This window comes from Bacillus sp. PK6-026, from assembly GCF_054161455.1.
Map to the genome: position 1 here is coordinate 3894499 of NZ_CP096418.1, position 22085 is coordinate 3916583.

Consider the following 22085-nt stretch of genomic DNA (forward strand, 5'->3'; position numbering starts at 1 on the left):
CCCTCTTTGATTGAGCTAAAAACAGTCTAATGAACCGTCTTTTTTTGTTTAAACAGTAAAAATAAGAAGTAAGGCACACCGAAAATGGCGAGGATGATACCCGCCGGCACTTCGGACGGTTGGAACAGCAGCTTTCCGGCAAAATCGGCGCACAATACGAGAAACATCCCGATCAATCCGCTTAACAGCAATGAGTGGCGGTGCAGAACGCCGACGAGCCTCCGCGAGATGTGCGGAGCAATCAGGCCGACAAATGCCATGCTTCCAGAGATAGCCACACAGGCGCTGATGATGCCGACACAAGCCGTCAGCAGCACCACTTTTTCAACATTGGCGGATACGCCGAGACTCTTCACCGTATCTTCATGAAAGCGAATGGTATCGAGCAGGCCGGATTTTGTCAGCAGGAATGGGATGAGAAGCAGCAGCCACGGCAGTGCCGCTTGAATATACGTCCAATTCGCCGACCAGATGCTTCCGTTTTTCCAAACCATGGCCATTTCGTGGTCATTCGGATTCATCTTCAATGACAGGTACAGCGAAATAGCGCTGAAACCCGAATTGATCGCGATCCCAACGAGAATAATTCTTCCCGAATCCAAGTTGCCGCCATGCCAGGCAAACATAAAAATGAATATCGCCGCCAAAATGCCCCCGATCAAGCCGAAGAATGGCATCCCCATTGCAGCGAGCAGGCTTGTCGTTTCAGTCTGGCCTTGAAAGATCAGCATGTAGCCGACGATTGCTGCACCCGCACCGGCATTAATCCCCAGGATTCCCGGGTCAGCCAGTCCGTTCCTTGTCATCGCCTGGATAACGGAACCGGCAATGCCGAGCCCAAGACCCACGAGTGCTGCCGTCACAATCCTTGGAAGACGCAGCTCAAAAAGAAGAATGGCGTATTGCTCATTCGGATTGATGTGAAGCAATGTTGATAACAGCTCAGCCGGATGTGCGACAAACGATCCTATTGTTATGCTGAGATAACAGATTGTGAGAATCAGCACAATAAAAACAGCATAGATGACTGCAACTTTTTTAGGCACGCTGCTCCCCTCCTTTTCTTTTGATCAAATAAAGGAAGAAAGGAACGCCGATCACCGAAGTGACGACTTCAATCGGTGTCTCAAACGGATAGTTGAGCAGCCGGCTGAGAAGATCGGCCAGCGTCAAAAAAATGCCGCCGAGAACGCAGGAGCATGGAATCATCCGGCTGTAATCCGCCCCGACGAGAAAACGCGTAATATGCGGTACAATCAGTCCGACAAAAGCAATTTTTCCCGCCATGGCGACGGAGCAGCCTGTCAGAATGACAACCGCTGCCATCGCTGTCCATTTGACGGCCTGCTTTTTCTGACCAAGGCTTTCGGAAATGTCATCTCCCAATGATAAAGCTGTCACTTTTTTGCTGAGAGAGAGCGCCAGAATGATGCCGATCACAAAAAACGGCACAGCATACTTCAGCAGCTCGGGATTCAATTGATGCAGCCTGGCGCTGTACCAGAAGCTGACGTCCTGGGAAATTTGAAAGTAAATCGACATCGCCGCTGACAGACTGCTGAGCAGCATGCTTGTGACCGTTCCGATGATGGCAAGCTGAACCGGCATAAAACCGTTTGGAATCACCGAGGCGAGGCCGAAGACGAGGCCGGCGCCAACGGCTGATCCGATAAACGAATAGCCCATCATCTCCAGGGAGGTCGAACCCGGAATCACCACCATCAGCAGCGTGATCACAAATGCTGATCCGTCGGAAACGCCCATAATCGACGGGGAAGCTAAATAATTTCGGGTGATACCCTGCATAAGCGCACCGGACACCGCCAGCGCCGCTCCGATTAAAAGAGCGCCGGCAGCGCGCGGAAGGCGGGAATGCCAAATGATTTGATGATCTGTGTTGCCCGGATCAAAATGCAGCAGCGCTGAAAAAATCACTTCGGGCTCAAGCTGTTTTGCACCGTAACATACCGACAGAAAAACGGACAGCAGTATGGCAAACGGAGCAGAAATCATAATGATGCGGGTCATTTGCTTTGAATGCATAGCTCAAGGAACCTTTTCTATTTGTTCTGCGCCAATTTCTCAGCTGCAGCCTTTAAAAATTCAACCTTGCTCCATGCCGTGCCGCCCTGCGCAAGCGGATCTACAGCATTGACAAATACATGGTCATTTTTCACTGCAGAAATGCTTTTCCAAATTGGATTATTCTCTAGATCTTTCAGCGCATTCGGCTTGTCTGCATTCTCATCGTCAGAGAATTGAACAAACATATAGTCCGGATTCATTTCGCTCAGTTTTTCTAAAGAAACTAACTCCTGGGCTTTTGCCGCCTTGACTTCTTTTGGAGCTGTGAAACCCAGCTCGCCGTATAATGTGGAATTAAAGAATACGTCTTCCGGATAGATAAAGACATTGCCTTGTCTAATTCTGACAACGAGCGCTTTTGTATCTTTGGCCGTTTTCTCAAGCTTTGTTTTTGCTTCCTTAAGGTCTGCTTCATAATCCGAAATAATCTGCTTCGCTTTATCTTCTTTGCCTGTCAGTTCAGCCAGCAGCTTTAAATTGTCTTTCCAATTTGAAGAAACGTGGGAAACAGGAATCGTCGTCGCGATGTTATCCAGTTTTTTCACCACTTTATCGGGAAATTTCGTTGAAGCCAGGATGACATCCGGTTTAAGCTCAAGAATTTTCTCTAGGTTCGGTTCTGTTTTTTCGCCGACGGCAGCTGCTTTGTCAGTAATGCTCTTGAACAGGTCCGGGAACTTTCCGGAGAAGGAAATGGCACCGGCCGGGTGAACATCCAGAAGCTTGGCATCTTCCATCGATTCCACGCTTCCCGTAATGACGATTTGTTCGGCCGGGGTCTTCACCTTGTATGTATGATCGAGGTACTCGATGCTTTTCTCAGCTGATGCTAAGCTCTTGCCATCGCCGCCCGCCTTTTCTTTGCTGTTCCCGCATCCCGCTGCGCCAAACGCGAGAAGGAGAATAAATAATAAGATTGATAGTTTTCTCATCTGACTGAGACCCCCTGATTTAATTGATAACTATTATCAATTAAAATTATAGGTAAGCCTCTTCGATAACACCATGGATTATATCCGGCAATTAAAATGGATTTTTTCCGGACAGCAGCCGAACCGCCTGGCGAATGATTCGTTCATGGCTGCATGCGGAATATTCCCGCCAAGGATCTGAATTCACCTGATACACCCGGTGATGCCGCACCGCTTTCAAATCCTGCCATGCAGCCGACTGCTGCAGCTCCCGGTAGAATGCCAGCGTCTCGGGCTCTTTAAAAATGAAAATCATGATGATATCCGGCTGATATGCCGCAATCGTTTCGATGGAGACGGACCGGTCAATCGGTTCTTCCAGCGATACAGCAGGTTCAAAGCCAAGGTCGCCAAAAAATACATCTTGAACAGAGCGGTTATGCGCCAGATAAATCTCGTGTTTATGCAGGCGCAAAAACAAAAAACTTCGGCGTCCGCAGATTGGATAAAGCGTTTCTTTTGCGGTTTCGGTGAGACGCTGGTAAGACAGCAGCCATTTCTGAGCCTCCGCTTCTTCATCCAAATGGGATGCGGTCAGCATAAAATGCCTCCTCCATTGTTCCTGTGAAGGCAAAAAGAAGACATCGGCGATCGACTGGAGTTGTTTCCGTTCCTCGTGAGACACGCTGTCCATGCTGATAATGAGCTCAGGGGCAGCCGATGACAATGTCCGCAGGTTTTCTTCCCACGGCTCGTGAAAGCGGTAAGCGCTCAGATGAACCGGAATATCTGCCGCGTAATGTTTATAGTAATACGATGTCCACTTCGGATGCAGAGAAGCTGCGTAAGGAATGAGGTGCAGCGGTATCAGCTGACCGATCGTATTCTGGCCGTAGGCCGCCAGTTTCCTGCGCCTTTTTTTCATATAAACGGTCGGGGATAAGCCCGTATGCTTCTTAAATGTCCTGCTGAAATAAAATTCATCCTGATACCCGATTTGGCTTGAGATTTCCCTCAGCTTGTAGCTTGCTTTTGCCATCAGCTGCTTTGCTTTCGTCATCCGCGTCTCAGTGATAAACTCTGTCACGCTTCGACCGTACAGCTTTTTGAACGTTTCGCTGTAGTGCTTCGCGCTGATTCCGGCCATTTGCGCGAGTTGATCAAGCGTCAGGTGTGCATCTGAATGCTCTTCAATATACTCCTTTGTTTTTCCTATGGCTGATGCGGTGTTTTCGGGATGGGTCAGTTTAGCCGAATAGATATCGTACAAAAGCTGCTGCAGGTCTGCTTGGCATTTCATCTCCTGGAGTGCTGAAGATGCCGGCCATAAGGCGGAAAGTTCCTGAAGGCGGGAGGCCAGATTTCCGACAGAATGGACATTCATCATCTGAAGGTCGGAAAAAACGTCAGGATCGGTGTCTGCTTCAAGTGTCAGGCGGCGGTCGTCATAGCTGTAGGGCTGCAGCCTGATGAGATACCCGCTGATTTCAGCTGACGAAGCTGTGATTCCGAATGTTTCATAAGGCGGAACAATATACAGCGTTTCTTTTTGGAGCGGACTGCCTGATGCCTGTATATCAATTCTCCCTTCACCCTTCAAGTGAAAGATCAAAACAAAAGAGTCTGCCAGCTGCTGTTCATCCGGAAGATCGCCGGGCTTTCTTATATGATCGACTTGCAAGAGACGATAGAAATAAGAAGATTTCATAGAAAAACCGCCTTTCTTAACACCAGTAATATCACAAAAATAAAAATGCCCCTAAAACAATATGGTAAATTGGTTGCGGGGTTCTGGTCCGGCACAAAATACCAGTTTGCAAGGTGCATTTCACATCACTTATAGCAATATGCTTCTTACGATTTACTATAACACAGTCGCTTTTATTGGGGAATAATGTTGTCAGTGCGGTCATCTGCCCAATGTGCACTTTAAAATATAATAAAAAATCAATACTTATCATTTCAATATCTTTTTGCCTGGTGTATAACTATAGAGAAATGACTATATTTAAAGGGAAGGCGTGACTTCTTATTTTGGAAATGACATCCAGCATGAAAAAATCGCTTGATGCGATTGCAAAATGGGGGAAAATAACCGGCGTTTTTATGATTATCGGCGGAGGCATCTATGCCTTCTTCGGAATTTCTTTGCTTATCATCGGAGCCGCTCCAGGTGTGCTGATGGTTTTTTCGGGGATCTACCTTATAAAATCGGCAAACGCCGCTCAGAAAATGAGTGATGACATGCCGCAAGAACCGCATGAAGCCTTGCTTGATAACTATGTGAAGTTTATGAAATGGCAATTTTTCTTCTTACTATCCATTATTGTGATCTTTATTTTATGCATAGTCGTCTTTTTCTTCCTGATCTTTTTAGGTATTCTTACCGATTTACACAGCGGGTATGATCCTTATTATTATGAATGAAAATCAAAAGCCTGTCTCGGGAATTGATCCCGAGACAGGCTTTTATTATTCGGCTTCACCGACAACAGTGAAACGCTCATTGATATGCTCGCCTTTTTCAGCCTCGTCCACCACTGCAATGGAATAGTCTGCATAGCTGATGTAGCTTTCTCCGGCGGCGTTTACGATTAAGTTTTCCTGACCTTTTTGATATGAACCTGTTCGCTTTCCTTCCAGGTCGAAAATTGCCGCCGGGCAGATGAACGAAAAAACATCGGAAAGTTAAACGATTAGTACATAAGAACAAGGATGATGATGAGATCAATCAAAAGCATATATAAAAGTCTGCATGAAGATACAGGCTGAGCTACTTGCTTTGTGCCAGATTGTTGAATAAGGATCGTCTTTAAAGAGGTCATTGTTGTCTTAATATCGAAATAAAGAGTGATGGGAGGTTCGTTTCATGCATATCACAACAGAAAGGTTATTGATACGTGAATTTGAATTTAAAGATTGGCAAGCTGTATATGAGTATACATCAGATATTAATGTGATGAAGTATATACCGGAAGGCGTTTTTACTGAAGAAGATGCAAAGGCATTTGTAAATAAAAACAAAGGGAATAACGCTGAAAAATTCCCTGTCATACTAATGGATGAAGATTTACTTATAGGCCATATTGTTTTTCATAAGTATTTTGGTGAACATACATATGAGATCGGGTGGGTGTTTAATCGTAAATATCAAAATAAAGGGTATGCTTCTGAAGCAGCAGAAGCTATCTTGAAATATGGATTTAAAGAAATGAACTTACATAGGATTATAGCTACGTGTCAACCTGAGAATATTCCATCATACCGAGTGATGGAGAAGATTGGAATGAGAAGAGAAGGCTTCTTTAAAAAATGTATTCCCAAAGACAATGAATGGTGGGATGAATATTATTACGCTATTTTAAAGGAAGAGTGGAATTGAACGATGTTGAATTGGCGATACAACAAAATATCACCGACTACTTAGAACATAGTAGCTAAGCGAAGGTGATATATTAAGCGATATGCTTCCCTACATCAACATCATATGGCTGCAGCAAGCTTTGTAGATATGCAGTTTTAGGTGAGCCCTCCCTTTTCATTCTCATCAGTAAGGATAACCGGCATACGATCATGAATGTCCACCATAGGCCTCATAAGGCTGTGTTGTGATGATTGTGGATGTGTCATCAATAATATTTCCTTATTTGTAACAAAATAAGTTACATGTTGATGATGAAACATCATCTCTTATTTAAAAGAGATGAGTTAAGACGTCTTTAAGAGACTTGCTGGCCAATTCGTTCTCCATCGCCTGCTGAACGCTGTGAAACGTTTGGTCAAGCGTTGTTTGAATTTGTCTTCCAACCGGACAGTTTGGATTCGGCTTGTCATGAATCGCAAACAATTCCTCTTGCGGCTGAACCGCGCGGTAAATATCCAGCAGAGATATATCTTCAGGATCTCTTTTCAGGGTTGCCCCGGCCACTCCCGGCCGCGACGTCAGAATACCGCCTTTTTTGAGCTGGCTGATCATGCGTCTGATCACAACCGGGTTCGTATTGACGCTCCCGGCGATCATTTCCGAAGATTCCCGCGGGTTTGCAGCGATTAAAGACAAAATATGAATGGCCACTGAAAGACGAGTGTTCACCATAAGTTTTCACCACCGATGTAATCATTATAGTTACAGGATAAGTTTTTTGTCAACTATTATCATATCCTTAATAATCGTAAGAATAAATAAAATTTTTTTCAAACCACCTTCATGTCTCACTTTGGAACTTTTTCATAGGATCTTTCGTATTGATTGATGAAAGGAGTGTTTTTCAATGAAAGAGATAGCAGAAGGAAAAGCAGCTTTGGATGTCCGGCTTGAGCCGAATGAAGAGATCAGATCTATTATTCTTTGCGCTTATAACGCGAGACTGTCTGCACGTTACACTCCTTACAGAGGCGTGCTTGCGGCCACTGACAGGCGGCTCATGTTTTATTCTTCTCTGTTTGGCGCCCCTTTTCACCTTGACATCCGCTTTGATACCATCTCCTCGTTCCGCCGCGAAAAAGGGCTGATCACAGGAGGCGATCACCTCGTCGTGATGAACAACGGGGATCGGGAAGCATTTCAATATTTTAGCGGCTGTGATCCTTTGGAAACATTCATCGAATCCGTTCGAAAGCTAAGGAAACTGCCTGAAGACATCATGCATGTCTGAAAAACGCCGGCTTCGGGTTGTGCCCGCAGCCGGCATACTCAATTATTAATCTCGTACTTCTCCCCATATCTCAGCACTTTATAAATTGCCATTCCATCAGAAAGATGATTTTCGGAATATCTCACGGGAATCAGAGCAAAAAATACATAATAGGTTGAAAAATAAACAAACTGGTAGAAAAAAATATTTTCGGGTATGATGTCTTTGATAATCAGCAGATTGACAATAAAAATAGACGCTAAATTAAACAGCGATCCGCCGGCATAAATCATCGCATTCGTAAAACGGTTATCGTATTTCAGATCTCCGTATTTGCAGAAGGAATCCATGAAGTAAACACTTCTGATTTGCACAGGGCCGATTTTCAGCAATTTTTTGCCCATCCCGATTTCAAGCGAAGATTTCCCGCCGAACAACACCGCCATGACGCTGTGGCCCAAGACATGAAGCACCGACACGGCGGGAAAAACGATCAAGAACGACCAGAAGAATTTGACAATATCCTGCAGTCCGAACATTCAATCATCCTTTCTGTTTCAGCCCATGTTTTTTAAAGAATTTCCGCTTTTCCCCCCGTATCAAACCTGTCAATATGCAAATCAAGCCGGCCTCCGAAGCATAAAAAAAACCGCCCATCTTTTCAATGGACGGCTCTCTCCAAGGCGGTCAATTATCCTCCTATATAGGACATTTCAACCTTTTTCCGCGGAGCCGCTTTTGAAAGAGCGCGGTCGAGCGAATATTGGTCATCGCGATTCCGCCAGACGGTGCCGATCGCCTTTACCAGCTCCTGATCGGTCTGCCCGCTTCTGATCAGAGTTCTTAAATCAAACCCGCTCGATGCGAAAAGACATGTGAAAAGCTCGCCTTTCGCCGATAGTCTTGCTCTGTTGCACGTGCTGCAAAAAGCATCGGATACAGAAGAGATAAAACCGATTTCTCCTGAACCGTCCAGATATCCGTACCGTTTGGCGACTTCTCCTTTGTAGTTCGGGTCGATCTGTTCAACCGGCATGTCTTCATTGATGATCCGGATGATATCCGCTTTTGTCACCACTGACTGACGGTTCCATTCATTTGTGTTCCCGACATCCATAAACTCAATAAACCGCAAGATATGGCCTTTTTCTTTAAAATAGCGGGCCATCGGCAAAATATCCTTTTCATTGACCCCTTTTTGGACGACCATGTTGATCTTGACGCCGAGTCCGGCCTCTTTCGCCGCTTCAATTCCGGCCAGCACCTTGCTGACGGAGACGCCTCTGCCGTTGATCGCTTTGAAACGTTCGTCATCCAGGGAATCCAGGCTGACCGTGACCCGTTTCAGCCCCGCTTTTTTCAGCTTGTCAGCGTAAACCGGCAGCAGAACGCCGTTCGTCGTCATCGCAATATCGCGAATCCCTTTGATCTCCGCAAGCTTCCCGACTAATTCCGGCATATCTTTTCTCATCAACGGCTCGCCGCCGGTGAGGCGGATTTTTTCCACCCCGAACTGATGAACAAACAGCTTGGCCAATCGTTCAAGCTCTTCAAAGGACAACAGTTCGCCTTTTGGCAAAAACGGATAATCCTGTCCAAAGATTTCGGCAGGCATGCAATACGTACATCTTAAGTTGCAGCGGTCGGTGACAGAAATTCTTAAATCCCGAAGCGGCCGGCTTTTCTGATCCAAAACTTGTTCACTGTTGTTGTTCACGCCTGTTGCCTCCTTTATGTTAACTGAATTCGCTCGTGATGCGTATATACATTAAATGACCGGTTCCTGGCAAAACCAATCGTCATGATATTCAGCTCCTCTGCCATTTGAATGGCCAGCTCGGTCGGCGCCGACTTGGAAATGACCGCGGAAACCCCGATTTTTGCGGCTTTAAGCAGCACTTCCGAAGAAATTCTGCCGCTGAACACGATCAGCTTGTCGCGCACAGGGACCTGGTGAAGCAGACAATATCCGTACAATTTATCAAGCGCATTATGTCTTCCGATATCAGATCTGACTGCAATCAGCTTGTCAGTGCTGCACAAAGCGGCATTATGAACGCCCCCCGTATGGCGAAAAAGCTTGCTGTTTTTCTGCATGTCGCGCATCAGCGCCAAACAGTTCTCAGGCGTAATGGTCACGCCGTCAATCGCCGTTTTTGCGGTTTTGACGTCCTGCTGGAAATAAAAATGCCGCCCTTTTCCGCAGCAGGAGCCGATCACCCGCTTCGTGTAATCCTTCAGTACCAGCTTTTTTGAGCTGACAAGGTCGACATATGCGAATCCGAGACTTTCATCTATTGTAAACCTTTTAATCTCATTTTTAAATCGGATCACACCTTCAGACGCGAGAAATCCGATCACCAGTTCTTCCAGGCTGTCCGGCGAACAAACAAGCGTGACAAATTCCTCACCGTTCACCATGACAGTCAGGGGGAATTCCGTTGCCATCTGATCTTCTTGCTGTGTCATCTCTCCATTATCATAACGGAAAATTTTTCGGCTTGTTGTGATGTTTTTCCCCATGAATAAACCCCGCCCCTTTGTTTCTTATCATATCTATTACTATACTCGTCTATCATGCCGTTTCACAACCGTCAGGTCAAATTTGGAAGCTTCATCTTGTTGATAGCTTGAAAACATGATATTATTTTTTAAAAGTTCAAAAAATATACACTTTTCAAACAGACTGCCTTTCTTCGCAGCAACCCCGGAAACCGCTTTCAAACAATCGCTCCCCGGCAGCCTTCTGTCTTTATGACAAGCCTTTCTTTTCCACAGGAGGTTCTCGCATGAAAAAAGTGAAAAACAGGTGGCTCATTGCTTTATGTGCTGTAGGTATTCATTTGTCTATCGGGTCTGTATACGCATGGAGCGTCTTTACAAACCCGCTCGCTGAAACCTTCGGCTGGAGCCTCAGCCAGATCAGCCTGACGTTCAGCATCGCTATTTTATTTCTCGGTCTTTCAGCCGCATTTTTGGGGCACTTCGTCGAAAAGCACGGCCCTAAAAAAGCAGGCATGCTCGCCGCTCTTTTCTTCGGAGCTGGCGTGACGTTTTCAGGCTTCGCCGTTCAGATCGGCTCCCTTCCCCTGCTTTATTTGTTTTACGGCATCTTCGGAGGAATCGGACTCGGCGTCGGCTATATTACGCCCGTATCTTCGCTTGTTAAATGGTTTCCTGACCGCCGCGGCTTGGCTACGGGGCTAGCCATTATGGGATTCGGATTTGCGGCCTTGATCAGCAGCCCGATCATACAGATGCTGATCTCAGCGGTCGGTATAGCCAATACCTTTTTTATTCTCGGCATTTGCTACTTTCTTGTGATGATGCTGTCTTCGCTTTACCTCGCTCCGCCGGAAGACGGCTGGAAGCCTGAAGGATTTTCAACCGAAAAAAACGGAAAGGCGCAAAGCGCCGATATTTCCCAGCTGACGGCAAATGAAGCCATTAAAACGAAACGCTTTTATTATTTATGGCTGATGCTTTTTATTAATGTTACGTGCGGAATCGCCATCATATCCATCGCTTCGCCGCTGGCGCAGGAAAGTGCGGGCATGTCCGCCGCCGCTGCTGCCGCTCTCGTCGGCGTTTTGGGCGCATTTAACGGCTTAGGGCGGATCGGCTGGGCCTCAGCATCTGATTACATCGGCCGGCCGAATACGTATACCGTCTTTTTCGCTGTACAGCTGATCGCCTTTCCGCTTTTGCCGTTTATTTCTGACAAGGCCGTATTCTCTGTTTTGATGGCATTGATCTATACGTGCTATGGAGGCGGGTTTGCCGCAATTCCGGCTTATATCGGGGATTTGTTCGGAACAAAGCAGCTCGGTGCAATTCACGGATACATTTTAACGGCATGGGCGGCGGCAGGACTTGCGGGCCCGATGTTCTCTTCTTGGGTGCGTGATGCAACAGGAAGCTACAGCCAGAGCCTGACGGTTTTCGCAGCACTGTTCGCCATCGGCCTGTTCATTTCGATCTTCATTAGAACCGACATTAAACAGTTGCGAAAAAAAGCGGCGGTTCATGTCTCAAACTCGATAAAAGGATGATCTGGCAGTATCCGCTGGAAAGGAGAGAATGGAATGGGAAAAACAAAGCATGAAGGTCCGATGAAGCTGAATAAAAAACCCGCGCCAAAACTGTGGGCGTCTTGGGCGCCGCTGGGACTCGGAAAGGTAAAGCCAAAGCATATCAGAGATACGATGAAAACGGCGTGGGACAATAAAGACAACCTTTCGTACGCCTACAGAATTTTGACGCAAGGCGTGTGCGACGGCTGTGCGCTCGGTGTATCCGGGCTCCGTGATCAGACGCTCACAGGGCCTCATCTATGCACGACGCGGCTGAACGTCCTCCGCTTAAATACGATGCCTGCGATCGAGGACAAATGGCTGTCCGCCGACATTGAACAGCTGAGAAAGCTGGATAGCACCGAGCTGAGAAAGCTCGGACGTATCCCTTATCCGCTGTCGAGAAAAAAAGGAGAACGGTCGTTTTCGAGAATTTCATGGGACGAAGCACTCAGCCGAATCGCGGACAAAATCAAATCGATTGATAAACGACAGCTCGCCTTTTATTTAACGGCCAGGGGTATTACGAATGAGGTATACTATACAGCCGCAAAAGCGGCTCGGTTTATCGGCACAAACAACATTGACAACGCCTCGCGGATCTGCCACTCGCCAAGCAAAACGGCTTTAAAAAGGTCCCTTGGCATCGGCGCCTCAAGCTGCAGCTACCGAGACTGGATCGGGACGGATGTCCTCGTCTTCTGGGGATCTGTCGCCGCCAATAACCAGCCGGTGTCAACAAAATACATGTATGCCGCCAAAAAAGCGGGAACAAAAATCATTATGATCAACCCGTACCTGGAACCTTCGATGGAGAAATATTGGATTCCATCGATAGCTGAGAGCGCCCTTTTCGGCACCAAAATCACTGATGACGTATACCAAGTCAATATCGGCGGCGACATTGCCTTTATGAACGGGGTAATGAAGCACTGGTTTGAAATGGAACGGGAGGCCCCCGGTTCAAGCATTGACCGCGCTTTTATCGAAGCACACACAAACGGATTCAATGAGCTTAAACAGCATATCGAAAAACAAAATTGGAAGACGCTTGAAGAGTCATCCGGCATATCGACAGATAGAATGAAAGAATTCGCCATCTTGCTGGCCCGGGCGAAAACCGGCGTTTTCATTTGGAGCATGGGACTCACACAGCACCGTTTTGCGACCGACAACATTTCACAGGTGGCAAATCTCGCCCTTTTACAAGGATTCATCGGCAGAAAGCATTGCGGCCTTATGCCGATCAGAGGGCACAGCGGTGTGCAGGGTTCTGGAGAAATGGGTGCCGATCCTTTCGTCCTGCCAGGCGGTGATTTTGACGAAGAAACTACCGCACGGATCGAGAAGATTTGGGGCTTTCGAATACCGACTTGGCAAGGCGATACGATCGGCCAGACAATCGAAAACATGCTGCTGCCGAACGAAAGCGAAAGAAAAGTAAAAGTGTTTTATACGAGCGGAGGCAACTTTTTGGAAACGATGCCGAACCCCGATTTTATCAAAAAAGCATTACAGGAAGTTGAGATGAGAGTCCATCAGGACATCATCTTCAATACTTCCACCCTTGTCGATGCCAAAGAAGAAGTTATCATTCTCCCCGCAATGACAAGATATGAACAGCCTGGCGGAGGAACCTCGACCAGTACGGAACGGATGGTCTATTTCAGCCCTGAAATTAAAGGACCGCGCATCGGAGAAGCCCGTTCTGAATGGGAAATTTATATGGATCTTGCCAAACGGGTTCGGCCCGCAGACAAAGAACTGATCCATTTTGACGACGCTGCAGAAATCCGTGAAGAAATCGCTGCTGCCAACCGGAATTATGACGGGATTCAGCATTTAAAAAAACGCGGAGATGTCTTTCAATGGGGCGGCGCCTGGCTTTGTGAAGGCGGGATGTGTCCGACGGCAGACGGTAAGGGTAACCTGATCCCCGTCGATCTTCCTGAAAACAGACAAACTGAAGGACGCTTCCTCGTGACGACAAGGAGGGGAAAACAGTTCAACTCGATGATTTATAGTGAAAAAGATCCTTTCAACGCGGCAGATCGCCGGGATGTCATGATCAATCCAAAAGATGCCGAGGAGCTTTATATTCAAGATGGAGAAGCGATCGTTCTATTCAACCGCTACGGAACTTTCCAAGGCCGGGCAAAATATGCCACCGTACAACGCGGAAACACGGCGGTCTACTGGCCGGAAGGAAATGTCCTGATCCCTAAAGGCGTATACGAAAACCATGCCCGTATTCCGGAATACAACACGGCGGTCATGATTGAAAAGGCGGAGATTTTCCATTCAAGAAAAGATCCGTGCTATGCAGAAAAACGAATCGAAGAACTCGAAATGTCGACAGATTAGCTTAACAGAAGGTCGGGACGGCACTGCGGCCGTCCCGCTCTCGTACGGAGTTACTGAGACAGTTTTACGCCTTCTTCTTTCCATACCTTTTTAAAATCAGAAGCTGAGTCGGCTTCAATCAATTTTCCGCCGCCAGCAGCAGCTACTTTTTTAAGCTTAGCTTTTTCTTTCACGGTTTTCACATCAAGTCCAACAATGTTGACGATTGTTTTAATGTTGGATTTGCGCAGATCTTTCGCTGCCTGAACAGGGTCTCCTCCGCATGTTTCTTCACCGTCTGTCACGATGTAAACATAATTCTTACCATCTTTATCGGCAAGATCTTCTTTTACATCATAAAGAGATTTTGCAATCGGAGACCAGCCTGTAGGCTTAATTCCGCTTAAAGCGTTTTCGAACGAGTTGGAAGAAAACGGCTGCAGATCATAGACGGTTTCCGTCGTACCGCAAGATAGTTCTTTTCCGGAGTTTTTATTGTTGCCTTTATGTCCGAACACATTCAGCATAACATTCGCATCGCTTGAAAGCAGGTCAGCAAAGTCGGTTACGGATTCTTTGGCAATATCAAATTTTCTTTCTCCTTCAACCTTTTGTGCCATGCTGCCGCTTGCATCAAGCACAACTGCAACATTGACATCTTTTTTGCTGTTGTCCGCATTTCCGTCTTCAGCCGCGAAAGCAGCAGCCGGAGCCAATGACAAAAGCATGGTGAACGTTGTTAACAGAGTAAACCTTTTTTTCACCTTTCTCACTTTCCTTTCCGCACTTTTTTTCGGACCGAACTTCCGCATGAGATCTAGTCCACCAACATCGTAAAAGAAGGCTTGATAGAAATAAATAGGCCGGATCTCCTTTTCAAATTCACAAATTCTTCATAATCCTTACGATAATCGACCGACACTTCCACTTAAGTCCTACCAAAAAAGTCCGCTAAAAGACCGTTTTCGTCCCAATAAAACAACAGTTACGACAAATTACCCCTCCAAAGGATTCAGCGGGGTTCAACGTTCTGAAACAATAACTTAATATTTGTAAAGTGTTTTACTTGACTTTTGACAATCTTTTCATCAAAAAAGGAAAGCTGCGGAAACATGTCCACAGCTTTTTTCCAGTTTATTTAGAAAGCTCGATTGCTTCCTGAGTGAAAATTCTTTTGATGTCATTTTTGGTTTTTGCTTGGAAATATTCACCGCCGCCAGCTGCTGCGATGCTTGTCAATTGTCCGTGAAAATCTCCTTCATAATCAAAGCCGATTACGTTGACAACCGCATTAGATTTGCGCAGTTCTGTTGCGACTTTTACCGGGTTGCCTCCACATGTTTCCTCACCGTCTGTCAGCAGATAGACGACGTTTTTCCCGTTGTTGTTCTGCTGGTCAAGCGCGTTTTTGGCATCTTGCAGCGCGTTTGCGATCGGTGTCCATCCAGTCGGTCCGATGCCGTTTAATGAATTGCGGAAGCTTTGCTCGTCATACGTTTGGAATCCGTACACTCCTCTGATTGCATTGCAGGATTGTACTTTTCCGGAGTTTTTATTGTTTCCCTCTGAACCGAAAACCCTCATGAGCACGTTTGCATTTTCAAGCTTTGAACCAAAGCTGAACGCCTCATTTTTGGCAAGCTCGTATTTTGAGACTCCGCCGATCTTTTTAGCCATACTGCCGCTTGCATCAAGCATAATCGCGATGTTAGGCGAATCTTCAGCAACTGTTACCTCCTGTTTTTTCTCAGCTGCGAAAGCAGGTGAACCAAGGCTAAGAACCATAGCGGTCAAAATCCCTAATGTCAGCTTCTTCTTCATTTCTCCCTTTCCCCTTTCTTAAATAAAGTCGTTAACACATTAATATCGTAGAAGAACACCAGGGAGAAATAAATAGGGCATGTCTCCTTTTCCTCGTTATTCATTTCAGCATACAACAAGCAGATAAAATAGACTTTATAGCCTGTGAACCCTTATATTGACAAGAGATTCACGGCCTTTTGACGCTGTTCAGCAAGCCCTCCGGCACATGATTCTTGAAATATTTGTATAATATTTTGGCGTACATCAACTTCATAAGAATGCCAAATTTGATGACATTCAAAAGACGCCGCCAATGAGGCAGACGTCTCTTTATTATTTTTTCGCCATGTATTTATTTAAAAATTCATCAGCATTGGATACGGCTGTTCCTTTGTAATAATACTTGACGATGGCTTCCGCTTTCTTGCCGTCTTTCGCCATATAATGTGCGCCGTATTGGCTCATTCCTACTCCATGTCCAAAACCCCTCGTCGTGACGGTAATCTGATTCCCGTCGCGTTTCCAATCAAAGTCTGCCGATTTGAGGCCGAGCTTTTCACGAATATCTCTTCCCTCAAGCTTCTTTCCATTAATGACAGCAGTCGCTACGCGTTTTCCCGGCGTTCTTTCAGTGATCTTCCCAATGCTGTTTGAGCTGGGCAGCTTCACGCCGAGCTTTTGTTCAAATTCAGTGACAGTAAACGTTTTGTGGTTCAGGAATTTCGGCGACTTTGTATCCCAGGAGCTTTTCACGCTTTGCAGGTACGGAATATCACTTGTCCAATAAGCCCCCGCATTCTCGGTGTACCCGTTGCTCGTCGAGAAAAACGAAGCGTCAATTGGCTTATGATCATAGGTTAAAATTTTGCCTTGCGTACTGGCGACAGCTTCGGTCACTTTTTTGATTTTCCAATCGTAATCTTTATTCCACAGCCTGCGGAGCTCTTCTTTGTTTTTATACACCTGGAACATCTGCGTATCATCGACGAGCGAGCCCTTCGGCGATCGGACAGCCTGCTCTGATACCATTTGCCTCACAATATATGTGCGGGCCGCGAGCGCTTGTGCTTTCAAAGCTTCGATATCGAAATCAGCCGGCATTTCCGAAGCAACGACACCAATGACATACTCTTCAAGCGGAATGTCTTCAACTTTCCGGTCAGCCGTTCTGTAGACCGGAATTGAAACGGGAGACTCTTTTAAGGTGACTTTCTTTTTTTCCTCGTGTTGCTGAGCGTGCTTTTCTGTTTTGATTGCCCCCGGTCCCCCGTGAAAAGGGAGGACAAGCAGTGTTGGTATGAGTAAAATCAGCATGCAGATTCCTGCTAGTACAATAAATAGCTGTTTCAAATCAGTGCCCCCATTTCTGTTTTGTCTCTTTCATTTTATGGGCGGGGACAAGCTAATATGACTGTACTTTTCAACTGCGGCTGCGTATTTTAAAAGCCATTCTTGTGCATAATGATAGATATGGGAGGCATACTGATATAGAATACTTGAAACATAAAAATCAGTATGCCGGATGACATACTGATTTCACGTTGATTTATGCGTTTAAATCGGATACAACTTCTTTATTTTCAATATGAACCGCTTCTTCATCGTTAACGCGCTCAATATCAGCACCGATACCGGCAAGTTTTTGGTGGAAGTTGACATATCCCCGGTCTAAATGTTTTAATTCGGTTACGCGCGTATGACCGTCAGCGACAAGGCCAGCAAGGATAAGAGCTGCGCCGGCGCGAAGATCCGTTGCGGCCACCTCAGCACCTTGAAGCTGCACAGGACCATTAATAATGACAGAACGGCCTTCGATTTTAATATCTCCGTTCATACGGCGGAATTCTTCCGCATGCATGAAGCGGTTCTCAAAGACGGTTTCTGTGATCATGCTGGTTCCATTTGCGCGCATCAAAAGAGCCATCATCTGAGACTGCATATCAGTCGGGAAACCTGGATGTGGCATTGTTTTTAAATCAATAGGCTTCAATTCAGAAGGACCGATGATCCGAAGACCGTCTCCTTCTTCCATGATTTGAACGCCCATTTCTTCCATTTTCGCAATTAAAGATGTTAAGTGCTCAGGAACCGCTCCCTTTACCAGTACGTTCCCTTCGGTAATCGCAGCGGCAACCATGAACGTACCCGCCTCGATCCGGTCAGGAATAATGGTATGTTTTGCACCATGAAGCGCCTTAACGCCTTCAATTTTAATGGTGCCTGTACCGGCACCCCGAATTTTACCGCCCATTGCATTGATATAGTTAGCCAGATCAACGATTTCAGGCTCTTTAGCAGCATTTTCGAGCGTTGTCGTGCCCTCAGCCAAAGCTGCAGCCATAATCAGGTTTTCAGTTGCTCCGACACTAGGAAAATCAAGATAAATTTTTGCGCCTTGAAGGCGGCCTTCTACAGTCGCTTCAATAAAGCCGTTTCCGACTTTAATTTTTGCGCCCATTGCTTCAAAGCCTTTCAGATGCTGATCGATCGGTCTTGAACCGATTGCACATCCTCCAGGCAAAGCCACTCTCGAGTGACCTGTGCGAGCAAGAAGCGGACCCATCACCAATACAGATGCGCGCATTTTACGAACATATTCAAACGGAGCTTCCGTAGACAAAGTGCGAGATGCATCAACCGTTACTGTATTATTTTCAAAATGTACACTTGCGCCTAAATGACGTAACACTTCGTTAATCGTATATACATCGGAGAGCGTAGGCACATCACATATTACGCTTTTTTCTTCACTGGCTAATAAAGATGCAGCGATAACTGGTAAAACGGCATTTTTTGCTCCTTCAACTTTGACTGTGCCGTTTAACTTTCGACCGCCGCGGACGATGATTTTTTCCAAGGTATTCCCCTCCGCGTCCCAATTTCTCTATATTAATATTCAGTCGTGACGATTGGTGTGCCAACCGTGACGGTAAGTTTTTCGCCCATTCCCGCATTTCTAAGCGAGACTTGCAGATTCATACGGTGTTTTTCTGTCTTGATGGATTCTTTCCACTCGTTAGTGTAAGCAGAAATAGAAACGAAATTTGGTTCGATTAAATCTTCAACTGACTTTGCATCAAATTCATGTACTAGTTCATTTGCTTTTTTTTGCAAAACAACATTCATCATACCATTTAAATGGCCCTTTAGACAAGTAAAAATTGCGGTCTTTTCTCGCATTATGTCGAATGCATCCCGTTCAAACTGCTTATATGTAGTATTCCAGTTTTCCCGTGGTCCCGCGCCTTTTTGCTCATACAATAAATACGAAACAAGTCTCTGGTTTTTGTGGGTGGATACCAAATGTATTTTGGAATTGATGTGATTTTTTTTGTCCTGAAAAACACCTGTTGCTTTAACTGTATCATCGTCTTCCCGCGTTATAGTCCATTGATATTGTCGATGCTGTTTCTTGAAATGTTTCAGTTTTGCAAAAAAATCTTTTTCACTTAGGGTAAGCTGCTTTTTTGTGTGCAGGGTCCATTCTTCAAGCTCGACATCATGGCGGCTCAAACCTTCCGCCAGCTGTTCCAGCGGCGTATTGCCCGCTGCTTCAAGCGATTGAAAGACATGAACAATTAAAAATAAAACCACAATAAAAATGAGGGCATTAACCGTTTGTTTTGTCTTCATTCCGCATCATCCTCTCCTACTCTCCATTGTTGACGGATCGTAGGAAAAGCATACGTGGAAAAACAAGGTCCCCCGGTGATTTTGCGGAATGCGGCGTTACCCACATTTGTCCATTCCCAAAAATTCTTTTACTCAATCATGAAAATAAATTTTGAAGCTGTCTGGAATAATAAAGATAGTCCAGGAAAAAATTGCTGACGGTGGAGCCGACGGCGATTGTAATGATGATCATTAACACCCTCGCCTGAATGACTTTTCCTTTCCTGATAAGCGGATCAATATTGACCGCCAGAAGAGCCCACCAAGTCAATGCAATAAAAAAAAGATGAACGATGATACTGACAGCAGCCTGTTGTCCGATCTCTTCCATTATTGATGACGCCTCCTTACGTTCCAGCCGGTTTGGTGGCTCCGGCCTGCCTAGTCTCTTCTGCTGTGGGATAAAGGAATAATGCCGGTCATTTCAAGTCATTTTAACAGTTTTGATGTTTCATGTTAAGACGTTCATGGATAGAACTTTTTCCCATAGATGGAGTGATCCTCTGTTGCCTGAGGCCAATGTTGAGGAGTTTGCTTGAATGTCTTACATCCTCTTTCTGGCGGAAGAGAACATAGCTTACTATTTTGTATTATAGATAGATTCAAACTAAAAAGGCGAACAATTTGTGAACTTTTTTCAACATTTTCAATTCTGTTTAATCATGAATATAAAAGAACCCTTCCCATCCTTAATATGGGAAGGATCCTCATCTTTATCTCGCAACATCCAACCGGTTAATCGCGCGTTTTAAAGCAAGCTCTGCCCGAATAATGTCAACATCTGGCGTATGCTTTTGCAAACGTTCCTCGGCACGCCGTTTTGCGGCCAAGGCGCGTTCTTTGTCAATTTGTTCAGATGTTTCCGCCGTCTGGGCCAGAATGGTGACATGGTCAGGGCGGACTTCAACTATGCCCCCGCTGACGGCAACCAGCTCAGTTTGACCGTCTTTTTTCAGACGGACTGCAGCAATTTTTAGCGGAGCAACCGTCGGAATATGGCCGGGTAAAATACCAAGCTCACCGCTCTCTGCTCGAACGCTTACCATTTCTATATCCGCATCGTATACTGGGCCGTCGGGAGTAACGATATTGACTTTTAAGGTCTTCATGCTTTTACCCTCCTAGGACCAGATTATACTTCTACACCCATTTCTTTCGCTTTTTCGACAACTTCTTCGATTCGGCCGACAAGACGGAAAGCGTCCTCTGGAAGGTGATCATACTTACCTTCAAGGATTTCTTTAAAGCCTTTTACCGTTTCTTTGACAGGAACGTAAGAACCTTTTTGTCCTGTAAACTGTTCAGCTACGTGGAAGTTTTGCGATAGGAAGAACTGTACGCGGCGCGCACGGCTGACGACAAGCTTATCATCGTCAGAAAGCTCATCCATACCGAGAATCGCAATGATATCCTGAAGCTCTTTATAGCGCTGCAGGATTTGCTGTACTTGGCGGGCCACTTGATAGTGCTCTTCTCCGACGATTTCTGGCGCAAGTGCACGAGAAGTTGAAGCCAGAGGGTCAACCGCAGGGTAAATACCCATTTCAGACAGCTTACGCTCAAGGTTTGTTGTCGCATCCAAGTGAGCGAACGTTGTTGCCGGTGCCGGGTCAGTATAGTCATCGGCAGGAACGTAGATCGCCTGAATCGATGTAACGGAACCGACATTTGTAGAAGTGATCCGTTCCTGAAGCTGACCCATTTCAGTTGCAAGCGTCGGCTGATAACCAACCGCAGACGGCATGCGTCCAAGAAGTGCAGATACTTCAGATCCGGCTTGAGTGAATCGGAAGATGTTATCGATAAAGAACAATACGTCCTGGCCTTCTTTATCACGGAAATGCTCTGCCATTGTAAGTCCTGTCAAGGCAACGCGCATCCGCGCACCAGGCGGCTCGTTCATCTGACCGAAGACCATTGCCGTTTTGCCGATAACGCCGGAATCTTTCATTTCATAGTAAAGGTCGTTTCCTTCACGCGTACGCTCGCCGACACCCGCGAATACAGAGATACCGCCGTGCTCTTGAGCGATGTTGTTGATTAGCTCCTGAATCAAGACGGTTTTTCCAACTCCCGCTCCTCCGAAAAGACCGATTTTTCCGCCTTTAATATATGGAGCGAGCAAGTCGACGACTTTAATACCCGTCTCTAAGATTTCAACCTCTGTTGATAGCTGATCAAATGTTGGAGCTTCTCTGTGAATCGGATCTTTGGCAGCATCAGCCGGAAGCGGCTCATCCAAATCGATGTTTTCCCCGAGTACATTAAATACGCGGCCGAGTGTCACGTTTCCGACCGGAACGGAGATCGGCTCTCCCAGGTCGATGGCTTCCATTCCGCGTGTAACACCGTCAGTTGAAGCCATTGCAATCGTCCGAACTGAATCATCACCCAAGTGAAGCGCTACTTCAAGGGTAAGTTCGATATCTACTTCATTCTCGTTCTGCGCTTTATGTGTAACTTTAATCGCATTATATATTTCAGGCAAGTGACCGTCTTCAAAACGAACGTCTACGACCGGTCCCAATACCTGGCTAACGCGTCCTTTTTTCATCTCTATCCCT

21 protein-coding genes and 2 pseudogenes are annotated in these 22085 nt (G+C 46.0%); 5 read left to right on the top strand and 18 right to left on the bottom strand.

The window, feature by feature from the left end; all coding sequences use genetic code 11:
- Window positions 1-26: 26 nt before the first annotated feature.
- From M1D59_RS19870 to btr, 4 genes are all read right to left on the bottom strand, one after another.
- On the bottom strand, window positions 27-1046 hold the full coding sequence (locus M1D59_RS19870; RefSeq protein ID WP_020453236.1) for a FecCD family ABC transporter permease: 1020 nt from the start codon (window positions 1044-1046) through the stop codon (window positions 27-29).
- A complete protein-coding gene (locus tag M1D59_RS19875) occupies window positions 1039-2043 on the bottom strand; it encodes a FecCD family ABC transporter permease (protein WP_020453237.1) in 1005 nt (334 codons plus the stop codon). The genes M1D59_RS19870 and M1D59_RS19875 overlap by 8 nt, the downstream gene beginning before the upstream one ends.
- Before the next feature lie 17 nt (window positions 2044-2060).
- Window positions 2061-3017 (bottom strand): iron-hydroxamate ABC transporter substrate-binding protein, encoded by a 957-nt coding sequence (locus tag M1D59_RS19880; RefSeq protein WP_456283107.1) that lies wholly within the window; start codon window positions 3015-3017, stop codon window positions 2061-2063.
- A gap of 91 nt (window positions 3018-3108) precedes the next feature.
- Window positions 3109-4704 carry a bacillibactin transport transcriptional regulator Btr gene (gene btr / locus M1D59_RS19885; RefSeq protein ID WP_144497860.1) on the bottom strand — a complete coding sequence of 532 codons (1596 nt, stop codon included), beginning with the start codon at window positions 4702-4704 and terminating at the stop codon, window positions 3109-3111.
- A gap of 332 nt (window positions 4705-5036) precedes the next feature.
- Between btr and M1D59_RS19890 the strand changes: the two genes are divergently transcribed.
- Window positions 5037-5423: a DUF5362 family protein gene (locus tag M1D59_RS19890; protein ID WP_456283472.1), complete on the top strand. Its 387-nt coding sequence runs from the start codon at window positions 5037-5039 to the stop codon at window positions 5421-5423.
- A 45-nt stretch (window positions 5424-5468) separates the two neighbouring features.
- On the opposite strand, the pseudogene M1D59_RS19895 reads toward M1D59_RS19890, so the two are convergent.
- A pseudogene (locus M1D59_RS19895) lies at window positions 5469-5672 on the bottom strand (NAD(P)-dependent oxidoreductase); the annotation flags it as partial.
- 193 nt (window positions 5673-5865) lie between these two features.
- Between M1D59_RS19895 and M1D59_RS19900 the strand changes: the two are divergent.
- Window positions 5866-6378 (top strand): GNAT family N-acetyltransferase, encoded by a 513-nt coding sequence (locus tag M1D59_RS19900; RefSeq protein WP_025810650.1) that lies wholly within the window; start codon window positions 5866-5868, stop codon window positions 6376-6378.
- Between the two features lie 73 nt (window positions 6379-6451).
- Here the strand turns inward: M1D59_RS19900 and M1D59_RS19905 are convergent.
- Together M1D59_RS19905 and M1D59_RS19910 are read right to left on the bottom strand one after the other, a co-directional pair.
- A pseudogene (locus M1D59_RS19905) lies at window positions 6452-6621 on the bottom strand (SOS response-associated peptidase family protein); the annotation flags it as partial.
- Between the two features lie 69 nt (window positions 6622-6690).
- The gene (locus M1D59_RS19910) at window positions 6691-7092 is read right to left on the bottom strand and encodes an Rrf2 family transcriptional regulator (protein ID WP_020453242.1); all 402 of its coding nucleotides are present in this window, start codon (window positions 7090-7092) and stop codon (window positions 6691-6693) included.
- Window positions 7093-7267: 175 nt separating this feature from the next.
- On the opposite strand from M1D59_RS19910, the gene M1D59_RS19915 reads away from it, so the two are divergent.
- On the top strand, window positions 7268-7651 hold the full coding sequence (locus M1D59_RS19915) for a GRAM domain-containing protein (protein ID WP_229129223.1): 384 nt from the start codon (window positions 7268-7270) through the stop codon (window positions 7649-7651).
- A gap of 38 nt (window positions 7652-7689) precedes the next feature.
- Here the strand turns inward: M1D59_RS19915 and M1D59_RS19920 are convergent, their stop codons facing one another.
- From M1D59_RS19920 to fdhD, 3 genes are all read right to left on the bottom strand, one after another.
- Window positions 7690-8169 (bottom strand): hypothetical protein, encoded by a 480-nt coding sequence (locus tag M1D59_RS19920; protein WP_023857096.1) that lies wholly within the window; start codon window positions 8167-8169, stop codon window positions 7690-7692.
- 152 nt (window positions 8170-8321) lie between these two features.
- Window positions 8322-9347, bottom strand: a complete 1026-nt coding sequence (gene moaA / locus M1D59_RS19925; RefSeq protein ID WP_048350588.1) for a GTP 3',8-cyclase MoaA — start codon at window positions 9345-9347, stop codon at window positions 8322-8324.
- A 14-nt stretch (window positions 9348-9361) separates the two neighbouring features.
- A complete protein-coding gene (gene fdhD, locus M1D59_RS19930; protein WP_023857093.1) occupies window positions 9362-10153 on the bottom strand; it encodes a formate dehydrogenase accessory sulfurtransferase FdhD in 792 nt (263 codons plus the stop codon).
- A 266-nt stretch (window positions 10154-10419) separates the two neighbouring features.
- Between fdhD and M1D59_RS19935 the strand changes: the two genes are divergently transcribed.
- Both M1D59_RS19935 and M1D59_RS19940 read left to right on the top strand, forming a co-directional pair.
- Entirely contained in the window at window positions 10420-11682 is a 1263-nt protein-coding gene (locus M1D59_RS19935; protein ID WP_458117635.1) for an L-lactate MFS transporter, read from the top strand.
- A 33-nt stretch (window positions 11683-11715) separates the two neighbouring features.
- Window positions 11716-14067: an FdhF/YdeP family oxidoreductase gene (locus M1D59_RS19940; protein WP_458117636.1), complete on the top strand. Its 2352-nt coding sequence runs from the start codon at window positions 11716-11718 to the stop codon at window positions 14065-14067.
- Between the two features lie 50 nt (window positions 14068-14117).
- On the opposite strand, the gene M1D59_RS19945 is transcribed toward M1D59_RS19940, so the two are convergent.
- The 8 genes from M1D59_RS19945 to atpD form a co-directional block, all read right to left on the bottom strand.
- Window positions 14118-14810 carry a VWA domain-containing protein gene (locus M1D59_RS19945; RefSeq protein ID WP_023857089.1) on the bottom strand — a complete coding sequence of 231 codons (693 nt, stop codon included), beginning with the start codon at window positions 14808-14810 and terminating at the stop codon, window positions 14118-14120.
- A gap of 370 nt (window positions 14811-15180) precedes the next feature.
- Entirely contained in the window at window positions 15181-15867 is a 687-nt protein-coding gene (locus M1D59_RS19950; protein WP_023857087.1) for a VWA domain-containing protein, read from the bottom strand.
- Between the two features lie 315 nt (window positions 15868-16182).
- Window positions 16183-17199: a stage II sporulation protein D gene (spoIID, locus tag M1D59_RS19955; protein WP_458117637.1), complete on the bottom strand. Its 1017-nt coding sequence runs from the start codon at window positions 17197-17199 to the stop codon at window positions 16183-16185.
- Between the two features lie 196 nt (window positions 17200-17395).
- Entirely contained in the window at window positions 17396-18706 is a 1311-nt protein-coding gene (gene murA / locus M1D59_RS19960; RefSeq protein WP_020453252.1) for a UDP-N-acetylglucosamine 1-carboxyvinyltransferase, read from the bottom strand.
- A gap of 32 nt (window positions 18707-18738) precedes the next feature.
- Window positions 18739-19482 carry a YwmB family TATA-box binding protein gene (locus M1D59_RS19965; RefSeq protein WP_020453253.1) on the bottom strand — a complete coding sequence of 248 codons (744 nt, stop codon included), beginning with the start codon at window positions 19480-19482 and terminating at the stop codon, window positions 18739-18741.
- Window positions 19483-19618: 136 nt separating this feature from the next.
- On the bottom strand, window positions 19619-19852 hold the full coding sequence (locus M1D59_RS19970) for a DUF1146 family protein (protein WP_003186001.1): 234 nt from the start codon (window positions 19850-19852) through the stop codon (window positions 19619-19621).
- A gap of 382 nt (window positions 19853-20234) precedes the next feature.
- Window positions 20235-20630, bottom strand: a complete 396-nt coding sequence (locus M1D59_RS19975) for a F0F1 ATP synthase subunit epsilon (RefSeq protein ID WP_020453254.1) — start codon at window positions 20628-20630, stop codon at window positions 20235-20237.
- 23 nt (window positions 20631-20653) lie between these two features.
- Window positions 20654-22075 carry a F0F1 ATP synthase subunit beta gene (gene atpD, locus M1D59_RS19980; protein WP_020453255.1) on the bottom strand — a complete coding sequence of 474 codons (1422 nt, stop codon included), beginning with the start codon at window positions 22073-22075 and terminating at the stop codon, window positions 20654-20656.
- Window positions 22076-22085 lie beyond the last annotated feature (10 nt).

Coding starts and splice junctions, on each gene's coding strand:
- M1D59_RS19920 (WP_023857096.1), bottom strand. CDS start 8,169: ATGTTCGGACTGCAGGATATTGTCAAATTCTTCTGGTCGTTCTTGATC.
- M1D59_RS19965 (WP_020453253.1), bottom strand. CDS start 19,482: ATGAAGACAAAACAAACGGTTAATGCCCTCATTTTTATTGTGGTTTTA.
- fdhD (WP_023857093.1), bottom strand. CDS start 10,153: ATGGGGAAAAACATCACAACAAGCCGAAAAATTTTCCGTTATGATAAT.
- M1D59_RS19890 (WP_456283472.1), top strand. CDS start 5,037: ATGACATCCAGCATGAAAAAATCGCTTGATGCGATTGCAAAATGGGGG.
- M1D59_RS19910 (WP_020453242.1), bottom strand. CDS start 7,092: ATGGTGAACACTCGTCTTTCAGTGGCCATTCATATTTTGTCTTTAATC.
- M1D59_RS19900 (WP_025810650.1), top strand. CDS start 5,866: ATGCATATCACAACAGAAAGGTTATTGATACGTGAATTTGAATTTAAA.
- M1D59_RS19975 (WP_020453254.1), bottom strand. CDS start 20,630: ATGAAGACCTTAAAAGTCAATATCGTTACTCCCGACGGCCCAGTATAC.
- M1D59_RS19915 (WP_229129223.1), top strand. CDS start 7,268: ATGAAAGAGATAGCAGAAGGAAAAGCAGCTTTGGATGTCCGGCTTGAG.
- atpD (WP_020453255.1), bottom strand. CDS start 22,075: ATGAAAAAAGGACGCGTTAGCCAGGTATTGGGACCGGTCGTAGACGTT.
- M1D59_RS19875 (WP_020453237.1), bottom strand. CDS start 2,043: ATGCATTCAAAGCAAATGACCCGCATCATTATGATTTCTGCTCCGTTT.
- M1D59_RS19935 (WP_458117635.1), top strand. CDS start 10,420: ATGAAAAAAGTGAAAAACAGGTGGCTCATTGCTTTATGTGCTGTAGGT.
- M1D59_RS19950 (WP_023857087.1), bottom strand. CDS start 15,867: ATGAAGAAGAAGCTGACATTAGGGATTTTGACCGCTATGGTTCTTAGC.
- M1D59_RS19880 (WP_456283107.1), bottom strand. CDS start 3,017: ATGAGAAAACTATCAATCTTATTATTTATTCTCCTTCTCGCGTTTGGC.
- M1D59_RS19940 (WP_458117636.1), top strand. CDS start 11,716: ATGGGAAAAACAAAGCATGAAGGTCCGATGAAGCTGAATAAAAAACCC.
- M1D59_RS19970 (WP_003186001.1), bottom strand. CDS start 19,852: ATGGAAGAGATCGGACAACAGGCTGCTGTCAGTATCATCGTTCATCTT.
- btr (WP_144497860.1), bottom strand. CDS start 4,704: ATGAAATCTTCTTATTTCTATCGTCTCTTGCAAGTCGATCATATAAGA.